Source organism: Aliiroseovarius sp. B-4 (genome assembly GCF_056857795.1).
Genome location: NZ_JBSXNV010000013.1, coordinates 1 through 9,997, shown reverse-complemented (window position 1 = coordinate 9,997; position 9,997 = coordinate 1). Strand labels below are relative to the sequence as shown.

9 protein-coding genes and 1 pseudogene are annotated in these 9,997 nt (G+C 54.2%); 7 read left to right on the top strand and 3 right to left on the bottom strand.

Translation table 11 applies throughout. The features are described from left to right. The first annotated feature begins 667 nt into the window (after positions 1 to 667). From AC13C8_RS00420 to AC13C8_RS00390, 7 genes and pseudogenes are all read left to right on the top strand, one after another. Positions 668 to 1,531, top strand: a complete 864-nt coding sequence (locus AC13C8_RS00420) for a hypothetical protein (protein WP_482846022.1) — start codon at positions 668 to 670, stop codon at positions 1,529 to 1,531. Positions 1,532 to 1,628: 97 nt separating this feature from the next. Beyond that, the gene (locus tag AC13C8_RS00415; protein ID WP_036560649.1) at positions 1,629 to 1,874 is read left to right on the top strand and encodes a helix-turn-helix domain-containing protein; all 246 of its coding nucleotides are present in this window, start codon (positions 1,629 to 1,631) and stop codon (positions 1,872 to 1,874) included. Next, positions 1,874 to 3,166, top strand: coding sequence for a type II toxin-antitoxin system HipA family toxin (locus AC13C8_RS00410; protein WP_482846021.1), 1,293 nt, complete (start codon positions 1,874 to 1,876; stop codon positions 3,164 to 3,166). The genes AC13C8_RS00415 and AC13C8_RS00410 overlap by 1 nt, the downstream gene beginning before the upstream one ends. Positions 3,167 to 3,494: 328 nt before the next feature. After that, positions 3,495 to 3,797 carry a helix-turn-helix transcriptional regulator gene (locus tag AC13C8_RS00405; protein ID WP_240610978.1) on the top strand — a complete coding sequence of 101 codons (303 nt, stop codon included), beginning with the start codon at positions 3,495 to 3,497 and terminating at the stop codon, positions 3,795 to 3,797. Continuing rightward, positions 3,790 to 4,029 (top strand): annotated as a pseudogene (locus AC13C8_RS00400) (HipA N-terminal domain-containing protein); the annotation flags it as partial. The gene AC13C8_RS00405 and the pseudogene AC13C8_RS00400, both read left to right, overlap by 8 nt. Before the next feature lie 21 nt (positions 4,030 to 4,050). Beyond that, entirely contained in the window at positions 4,051 to 5,010 is a 960-nt protein-coding gene (locus AC13C8_RS00395) for a type II toxin-antitoxin system HipA family toxin (protein WP_482846023.1), read from the top strand. A 308-nt stretch (positions 5,011 to 5,318) separates the two neighbouring features. Further along, positions 5,319 to 5,516: a hypothetical protein gene (locus AC13C8_RS00390; RefSeq protein WP_054463755.1), complete on the top strand. Its 198-nt coding sequence runs from the start codon at positions 5,319 to 5,321 to the stop codon at positions 5,514 to 5,516. Between the two features lie 34 nt (positions 5,517 to 5,550). Here the strand turns inward: AC13C8_RS00390 and AC13C8_RS00385 are convergent, their stop codons facing one another. From AC13C8_RS00385 to AC13C8_RS00375, 3 genes are all read right to left on the bottom strand, one after another. Next, positions 5,551 to 7,290 carry a cold-shock protein gene (locus AC13C8_RS00385; protein WP_482846020.1) on the bottom strand — a complete coding sequence of 580 codons (1,740 nt, stop codon included), beginning with the start codon at positions 7,288 to 7,290 and terminating at the stop codon, positions 5,551 to 5,553. Between the two features lie 62 nt (positions 7,291 to 7,352). After that, positions 7,353 to 9,428 carry a BREX system Lon protease-like protein BrxL gene (gene brxL, locus AC13C8_RS00380; protein ID WP_482846019.1) on the bottom strand — a complete coding sequence of 692 codons (2,076 nt, stop codon included), beginning with the start codon at positions 9,426 to 9,428 and terminating at the stop codon, positions 7,353 to 7,355. A 9-nt stretch (positions 9,429 to 9,437) separates the two neighbouring features. Next, positions 9,438 to 9,797: a hypothetical protein gene (locus AC13C8_RS00375; protein ID WP_482846018.1), complete on the bottom strand. Its 360-nt coding sequence runs from the start codon at positions 9,795 to 9,797 to the stop codon at positions 9,438 to 9,440. Positions 9,798 to 9,997 lie beyond the last annotated feature (200 nt).

Genomic DNA, 9,997 nt, shown 5'->3' with positions numbered 1-9,997 from the left:
GTGTCCGCCATGGGACCCTCCTGTCTGTTGATTGAGAGACCCCAATCGTCAGACAGACACGCCCATTCCCAAAGTCTCGACCGTCAGATCATCGCAACGCGCCGGCCACAAGCGCCCCCGCCGCGCGAGCGGCTTCGTCCTCGTCCGCGTTGCGGACCTTAATTGGTTTTCGATGAACGGCAGTGATGTGGAGATAGTGCTGAAGAAGTTTGTGTTTTGGTCTTTTGATTGCCCGCGATGGCCGGGCAGCCACCTCAATGTCTCGCACATGCGCTTTCGCTGGGAGCTGGAGCCGTAAGGATGGCTCAGGACTACAATTTCAAAAATCCGTGTTTGAAATTCGCGTATAACTGCGAAAATCCGGCTAAGTGATTGAAATTTATTGGAGGCGAGTACCGGAATCGAACCGGTGTACACGGATTTGCAATCCGGAAAATTTCATTGATTTCAAAGGGAAAAATTGTAAACGGACTTGTTTCGTTCAGGGTCACTTTTCAATAGGTTACGAGGCCCAAGTAAACGGTTTTTCACAGGCTCGTGCTCTGGCGACAAGGCAAAGAAAAACCGCTGAGGGGGCGGCCACCCACCTCAACGGCATAGAAGAATATTTCCATCACAATACCTACGGCATTTCTGGTCTGACCTCAACCCAATTGGCGGTGAGATCATGAGCTGGCGTATCGCAAATGAATGCGCCGAGCGCCGCTTTGGCAGTGCTGCGCGCAAGCAGATCATCATGTTCTTGGCCGACAAGGCGAGCGATGACGGCTCTGGGATCTGGTGCTCCAAAGGGACGATCCAGCGCCACACCGAGCTTAGTGAGAGCACGGTGAAGCGCACCATCATCGACTTCCTGCGTGAAGGCATTCTGATCGAGACTGGGCGTCGACACTGCAAGAACGGCTACACTGTCATTTACCGCATCGTTCTGGAGCGCGTGGCCGCGCTCGAACCCACGGCAGAGCCAGACATTGAGACGGGGGTCACTGTGAACCCCGTCCAGCCTGAACCCGGTACGGGGTCCACGGTGAACGGGGTACGGGGTTCACGGTGGACCCCAAACCATCCTAAAACCATCCATAAACCACCTACGCGCAGGCGCGAGGTGGCGGCGGAGGTCGAAGATATTGAATCTAAGAAGATCCTAGCGGCCTTTCCCGAGGACAGGATCCGAGACCGGCGAACCAGTCTGCGTCTGATCTCAGAGGCTATGAAAGCCGGAGTGAAGCCCGATGACCTGCTGCAGGCGGTCAAAGCCTATGCGGAGGAAAGCAAGGGCTATACGCGCAGCAAGGTCTGTTTCTCGGACAACTGGCTCAAGATGCGCCGGTGGGAGAAGGGACTGGCCCAGATCCAAGCCGACCGCGAGAAGGCGCGAGAGGCTGAAGCCAAGGGCCGTGCGAGCCTCGCCGAATGGATCCACGAGCGCCATCCCCTGTGCCGCCATATCACGAACCGCCAGATCGAGGACTTGATCGCGTCAAAGCTGGTGACGCCCGAGCAGGTGCGCGCTGCGGGGCTGCAGGCATGAGTGCGGCTCGATTGTTACGTTATGACGTAAAAAGTAAATATTTACGTTGCAGCGTAATTTGCTTTAATTTACGCTGTGCCGTAAAAGGAGCCACATCATGGACCTCACAGCACGAACGGCCGAGCAGATTGGGGAGGCACTTCGCCGGACGCGCAAAGCGCGCGGCTGGACCCAAAGCGATATCAGCGCGCGTACAAATTTGCGCGTCGCGACGATTTCGTCGCTCGAGAATGGCGACGCAGGAACCAAGCTCGCCACTGTGCTCGCCGTCATGGCCGCGCTTGGGCTTGAGTTCCGATTGGTGGAGCGCGGTGGTTCGCTTGAGATTGAGGACATCTTCTGATGGCAAAACACGGGCGTAGCGGCACGATGCAAGTGCTTCTGAACGGACGGTTGGTGGGGGCTTTGCGTCTCGCTGGTTCAGGCGCAATCAGCTTCACCTATGATCCGGACTGGCTGTCCTGGGAACATGCCATGCCCATCTCGCTGTCCCTTCCTTTGCGCGAAGAGGCGCACCAAGGCGGACCTGTAATCGCTTATTTGGAAAACCTGCTGCCGGATAATCAGGCGATACGCGAACGCGTTGCCGCTCGGGTGCGTGCTGGCGGTACGGACGCATGGCACATGCTGGAGAAGATCGGGCGCGATTGCGTGGGGGCTTTGCAGTTTGTTTCGGGTGAGATCCCCGAAGTTGGTGCACTCGAAGGTGAGCCAGTATGTGAAGCGCAGATAGCGGATATGCTGCGTAACCTTGCAAGCGCTCCGCTTGGCTTGGATGAGGAAGACGACTTTCGCATTTCCATCGCAGGGGCTCAGGAGAAGACAGCTCTGCTGCGCCATGAGGGCGCGTGGATACGTCCATCGGGACTTACCCCTACAACTCATATCCTAAAGACGCAGCTTGGCGTCCTGCCAGCGGGGATTGATTTGTCCGACAGCGTCGAGAACGAGTATTTCTGCATGAGCTTTTGCCGCGCCATGGGCATGGATGTGGCGCAGGTCGAGATTGCCGACTTTGAAGACGTACGGAGCCTTGTTGTGACGCGGTTTGACCGGCGCTGGACCAAGGATGGCCGATTGATCCGCCTCCCGCAGGAAGACTTTTGTCAGGCGCTTACAGTTCCACCCAGTCAGAAATACCAAATGGATGGCGGGCCGGGGATCACCGAAGGGATCGGGTTGCTGACAGGCAGTGATAACCCCGAGGCGGATCAGCGCGTGTTCTTCCGCTCGCAAGTGCTGTTTTGGCTTTTAGGGGCGACAGATGGGCACGCGAAGAATTTCAGCATCGCACTGCGCCCTGGTGGTTTCCGTTTGACCCCGCTTTATGACGTGCTGAGCGCACAGAAAGCTGTGGATGACGGTCAAATACGTCAGAACCGGATGCGCCTCGCGATGGCGGTCGACGGGCACTATCGGATCAATGAGGTGGTACCTCGCCATTTCCTGCAGGCTGCAAAGGCGGCTGGCTTTGGTGTGGCGGTGGCGGAAGAGGTCTTGTCGGACATCGCGACAGAGCTTGAACCCGCCTTGGACAAGACACTAGCCGACCTGCCGGATGGGTTTCCGCACCTATTGGCGGAAGCCATTGTTGCTGGCGCACGACGTCGGGCGGCTGCCTTTCATGCCGCATGATCCGCAGATCATATTTCCGCTTTATGGTCGGTAGATCATAGCTTCAAAACTGGTGACGCCTGAGCAGGTGCGCGCGAGGGGCTGCAGGCGTGACTTTCGAAGGCAGGGACCGCAGTCGTTCCGCGCGAACAGGCGCGTTGTATGAGTGTGGTGAGGTGACCGAGTTGTGTTTCGTATTGGCAACCTTAATACGCTCAATGTTATATTGAGATAACATAAGGTGTGACTGGTGTGGCGGCGTTGGGTTATGGAGCTAGGTGGCGAAAATTGACATGAATGTTTTTTCAGTATAACGTTATAATGCGTAACGTCACCTGGAGATATCATTATGGCTGTTCCGATCAAAATGCCCAGGGCGGCCCGTAAGGAGCTCGTGACACTTGGAGAAAACATTCGTGTTGCGCGACTGCGCCGCAAGTTGACCGCTGAGATTGTCGCGCAGCGCGCTGGCACAACGCGGCAGACAATTGCCAAGATCGAAAGCGGCAACCCCGCAGTCAAGATCGGCACTTACGTGGCAGTGCTGCAGGCGCTCGGCCTTCTGAAAGGCTGGGGGGACCTCGATGATCCGGTTGGTGAGCAAATGGCCCTGGATGACCTCCCGCAGCGTGCGAGACTGAAAAATGGTTGAGGTCTGGATCGACTGGAAAGGTTTGAAACGGGTCGGCACGCTTCACCGCACAGCGGGGCGCGGCCGAGAGCGGGTGTCCTTCACCTATCATGACGACTGGCTTGCCGACGAAAATGCCTTTGGGCTTTCGCCGGACATGCCTCTCGTTAAAGGGCAATTCGTGCCTGAGGCCGGGCAGGACATGCTTGCACCGCTTGGGGACTCTGCCCCCGATACCTGGGGGCGAACGGTGATGCGGCGCTATGAGGGGCGCATGGCAGAGGCCGAGGGGCGACGCTCGAGAACACTGCAAGAAACCGACTACCTGCTTGGTGTGAATGATGAGACCCGATTGGGTGCGCTGCGCTTCAAGGTTGATGGCGAGTTTCAAGCGCCCGAGGGCATTGGCGTGCCTGCTCTCGTGGGCCTCGGGGATTTGCTTCATGCCTCGCAACGCGTTCTTCGCGGGGAGGAGACCGCCGAGGATCTTCAAATGCTGTTTGCTCCGGGAAGTTCTCTGGGTGGCGCTCGGCCAAAGGCCAGCATCCTTGACCAACACGGCCGTCTTTCTGTCGCCAAGTTCCCGAAAGAGACGGACACATATTGTGTGGAACGCTGGGAAGCCATCGCACTGGAGCTGGCAAGACGCGCCGGAATCACGGTTTCGGACCACACGCTTGAGATGGCTGGAGACAAACCGGTTTTCTTGTCCCATCGGTTTGATCGGAACGATGACGGCAGGATCCCGTTCATCTCAGCTATGGCGATGCTGGGCGGCAAAGATGGCGAAAGCTATAGCTATTTGGATCTGGCAGATATTATCACCTCAGAAAGCGTCACTCCGGACCAAGACCGAGAAGAGCTCTACAGACGCGTCGCTTTCTCCATTCTCGTGACGAACCTAGATGACCACATGCGCAATCACGGATTTCTGCGCTGGCGGGGCGGATGGCACCTCTCACCGGCCTACGACATCAACCCTGTGCCGAACCAACCGCGTATGCTTAAGAGCTACGTTGATGACGACAATCCGGATGCCAGTATTGCTCTGCACCGCGCGCAACATGAATCCTATCTTCTGGAGCGCGGCGAGGCCGATCGCATAATTGCAGAGGTGGCCGAGGCGACCATGGCTTGGCGTGAAGTCGCTCGCGCATTGGGGGCTCCGGAGAAGGAGATCAGGGAGATGACGACAGCCTTCGAGCACGAGGAAGCGGATTTGGCGCGAGCGTGAACTGGGGCGGGTGTCGAATTGGCTTGAGCGAAAGCCGTTTAGCTGCAGCGGGCTATTGAGGTCCTTCGCCATTGCGATGCGGGATGACGAGGCAGGTCGATTTTGGGGTGCCAAGTTCGGCCCCTCAACGCCGTGTTTCTGATTGCTGAACATAAGCGGGCAGCCGTGTCAGACGCGGTGCAAGCCCCGCTTCAACAAGAAAATTCCCCTGCGCCAGCGCATTCCTCGCGAGGCAACTTTATTGCTGACAGCCCCTTGGTGCCAGCTTTGGTCATGTTCATCGAAACACTCAAAGTGAGGATCAAAAAATGGCTACTCAAACTCTGAAACTGAACGTCAAATCCGGCGAAAAAGACGGCAAGAACTTCTGGGACCGCTGCGGCGTCCTCTTCGTCAACACCGACGACAGCGGCAACATCACTTCGATCAACGTCAAACACAGCATGTTCCCCGATGTCGAAATGGTCGCCTTCCCGCGCCGCGATGAAGAACCGGTCACCGAGTGACCTCAGTGCCAGGGCGGGTTGCCCGCCCTAGCATTCATCGCCCAAACCTCCTGCTTCCTCGGCCTTTAATCACCTGCTCCAGTTGCCTTTTTTGTTGCTCGGCTTCGACCTGATGTTCCTTGCAACAACTTCCACAGCTACATCTGTAGAACCCGTTTTCACACTTGCCGAGGTCTCGACTGTCGATAATCTTGTTACACTTATGACCAAGGCAATGATTCAAGTAGTGCTTTGCATCCCTGTCAGCACACTTTGGATTGTCACAATAGAAAACGGTAGCTCTGTAGGCCGCGATGAGTTGCTTGGTAATAGTCGACTGCGTAACAGGATCGAAAACTCTGATTTCGACTCTAGAATACTTGAAATCGGGCTTCATCAAATCTCCGCAGCAACGGCAATCCAACACCGCGCGAAGGTCCTTCAACCGGTTGAAATAGCCCGCAAGCTTGATTGGAAAATCCCTACGTGAGGGCTGATCCGCTTTTTCGTATGACCTACCGAAGTAGCTAAGCCAGTCGTAGATATTGAACTCCAAAAAATGTTTATCGAGGTCAGGCATGATTTGAGGATCGTCACACCTGCGCCCTCTGCATAGAAATAGCTCTTTTTTTTGCCAAAACGTCGCTTCACAAGACAAATGAGGTCCAAGCGTTCGACAGCTTGGAAACAACTTTAGGAAGCCGGGATGATCGACGTCTAACTGACCGCTCAACAAAGCTTCCCATAACTCGTGAAAAAATGCGGCTTCAACCGTCAGATCATCATTTCCGTCCCAGATTAGCGGGAATAGTCTGCTTAAGACAAAGGTTTCGGGATCGCGAGACATGCGGCCAGAGCGCTCAACGTCGTCGACGAAGCTCCGATCCTTAGAGAAAACTTTCTGTTTGATTAGGGGAAGTTCAAAAAACGGAACCAATGCTGGACATGATAAAAGTTCATCAAATCCTGTGAAGCTCCGGTGAAAGGTTTCGCGCACGTAGTCTAGTAAAACTATACGGTTAGTCACTTCCTGCGAACTTGTGAATCGTTTCCGAAGTGCCTGGTCGACGAACAGCTTGATGTCGTCAGTATGGCGATCAAGAATATTGGGATCATTGATCAAGCCCTCAAACACACATGCCAGGATAAAGCTGATGGACAGATCATTGATTTTATGTTGGAAAAATGAATCCCGTTCCGCTGACGACTTTCCTCTGAGCCACTGAAAAGATCGGGCATGTTCATTATCAAAATGGCATTTGGGGACGTACTTGAAGGTGTGGTCGATGGTTTCGAGTTCGTCAAAACTCAAAGGTTTCAACAAACGTGTTTGGGTTGCACTGTCGGCTAAAAGCTCACCCACGACGTAAAGCGCAGCCTTCGATCTGGGCAGTACCTCTTCCAAGAAACCTGTAGCCCATTCATTGTCCTTGCGATTCACGAGAGATCGAAGAACATTCCGGTACTTGGCGGTGAGCAGAACTTTCTGGAACCCTTCGATGTCGTAAAGATATTCAATCAGTGGCTCCGTGTTAAAAGTCTCCGGAGCGTCACAAATGGCTACTTCAACAGCATGCTTCTTGTCGGCCTCTTTCGCGTCAACAGTGAAGATTGCAAAATTGCCTTCCTCTGGTACCACGCCACCTAGCTGGCTGGCGTGGACAAAAAGATCGTCCCCGTCGATGCTTTCAATGAAGCCGTACTGGTTCTCTTTACCAGTCTTCTTATTGATACCTCCAAACCACTTCACGAAGCCAACAGACGTGCGTCGCCTAGGACTACCTTGCAACAGCATCAATCATTCTCCCACCGTGGTATGGTATCTTCGGCCCGCATGTTTCCTTGTCGATGCATAATCTATTTCTGCCGCACATAGGTCACATAGAAGTTCTTCAGCATGCGGTGCTCCTGCAGGCGGTCGGCTAGGCTGAACCCGTCACGTCGCATGGGCGCTTGGAAAATATCCAGACCGCGATCGAGAACGATTTTCCAGCCGGTATCGGTGACGATATCTCTGGAATGAGCAGTCCCGGAACCATCAAATGCCCAGGTGAAATCAACCCCTGAACCGATGCATGCTTCGGTAATGCTCTCGAGCAACTCGCGTTGCTTTTGGACGTTTCCGTCATCAGGCCCCGTGACAAGATGGATGGCCACTTGATCTTCTAACGCCTTGCGCTGGATGACCATCTCGACGAATTCCATCATGTTCTTGATCTGGTAAAAATAGCGAATGTAGGGGTCTGTCACTACGATCCGCGATGCACCGTCCAGATAAGGCCCAAACAGTTTATCATAGCTGACGCCCTTTCGGTTTTCGGCGAATACGTGGTGACCCTCTTCGGCGCGCGACTTGGTGGGCGCTGAGGTCTCCGATGTCTCGCGTGGCTCATGTTCGACTTCGATGACGTCATCTTCGACAGCATCAGTGGATTGATCCTGCTGCTTCGGGTCTAAGGCAGGTTTCAGATAGTAGAATTGGGGGAACTCTTGCTCTTCGACGGTCTGGACGCGCCGCTTTTCCCCGTCAGAGCCAGTGTAGAAGAAGTCCACATCTGGATAGGTCGCATCGATCCGAAACAGTTGGTCCTTAACGCGCTTTCGGCTTTCCAGTGCGAGCTGCAAAAGCTCTTCAACGTCATCGGCTGTTTCATCTCCGGCAGGAAAAATCACCTTCAGAAAGCCTGACATGGTTTTGTAGACGGCGTCCCGATCACGGGTTGAAATCTTCTCGCTGACTTTGAAATGCAGGTCCGGCCGGTTGGAGAAGTCTTCTTGGCGCAAATGGCGAAGGATCTCGGCGAGGTAGTCGACAATGAACCCGTAGCCAGTGGTGAACATCTCACCTCGGATCACGTCGATCTCCCAGCCAGGCAGATATGCGTGGAGACGGTCAATGAATGCAGAGTCATGGAACTGGGGCGGCAGTGCTTCGAACAAGTCGCTGTTCTTGAGCATGAATGGCACATTGTGGTCTGTGTTGCCGACAAATGCGAAGCTCGCTTCTGCCCCCATGGGGTTAACCCCGCGCGAGAAGGTCTTGTTTGCCATGTAGTTTTTCATAATATCGACGAGCGCTTTGTTGGCAGTCTTCTCGCGTCCGGCGAACTCATCGAAGGCGACAACATCCCAGTAGCCGACCAACCCAATCCGGCCATTCGAATTGTTTACAAACAACTTCGGTATGCTCACTTCGCCGCCTGAAATCAGCTGCCCGTGTGGCGAAAACTCAGAGTAAATATGCGATTTACCGGTTCCCTTTGGGCCAAGTTCGATGATGTTGTAGTTTCGTTCGACGAAGGGGATCAGGCGCATCAGCTGCAGGAGCTTGCTTCGGCGTCCGAAGGCTTCAGGATTGAAGCCGATCGACTGCATCAGGAGATCGATCCACTCGTCTTTGGTAAATTGCGCGCGCGCCTTTTTGTACCCCTCGTAATCGACCTTTGCGATCTGAATGGGTTTGATGGTCTCGAGCACCCACGGGGATGTTCGCGCGTCCTCTGAAAACTCGTATTGGACATCAGCAATACACCATACGCCGGTCACAAGCAGCTTTGGATGCGCTTTGACCGTGCCGCTATCCACCGCAACCTTTTTGATGCCCAAGTTGTCGAACGTGGCTTCGTAGCTGTCTGTTTTTTCGTTCAGCGAGACGCTGATTTGGTCGATGACCTTGTAGCGTCCCTTTTCCTTGATCGTGGATTGGATCAGTCCCGCTTCGCTTCTGTGAACGTAGTGCTTTCTGAGGATTTCTTTGACGGTTTCAATGCCGCTCTCAATCGATGCTTCATCGTCAGTCGCACAGTACTGCCCGAGCAGGTATTCGAGGACATAGGTTGGAACGATTGCGTTGCCCTTGACCGCTTTCACAAGGTCTTTGCGGACCACGTAGCCCGCGAAATGCTCGTTAATTTTTTCGTCGAGTGCGCTCATGATAGGTCCTTAAAAGTCGAAATCTGTCGATATGCCACGACGCAGTTGGAAACGGTGGCTTGTGTAATCCTCGAAGTGGCTCGTCTTGCCGATACGTTCGCGAAGCTTGAGGAAGACGTCCTGGTTGTTGAACCGATCAGCATCGCGAGAAAGCAGGAACTTGATGGGCAGCTCCCGTTCGCGCGCATTTTGCGAGGTGTAGTCAAAAGTCAGCGGGTGCTCATCTGAAATGAGCGTGTCGTCCGAAGCGTAAATCCCAGCAAGAACATCACGTTGTTGCTGCTTCTCTGAAACCGGCTGTGTTTGATAGAGAGTGACCGCTGTTTGGCCGGAAGAGATCAGGCTTTTTCCAGTTACGATGATCTGCACTTCAACTTTTTCGACATCGGCTTCGCGTCGTTTACCAACGCGGAGTACGGGAACAATGACTGTCCGTCGTCATATAAAATGGGACATCAGAGCGGTTTGAGCAATGGAGGCTCTGGCTCGTTTGTGTGACTGATTATGCGGCTTGTTTTTGATGTTGCAAGCGGCGGTGTAGGATTGTCTGTTTCTTGACCCTTTTCCTT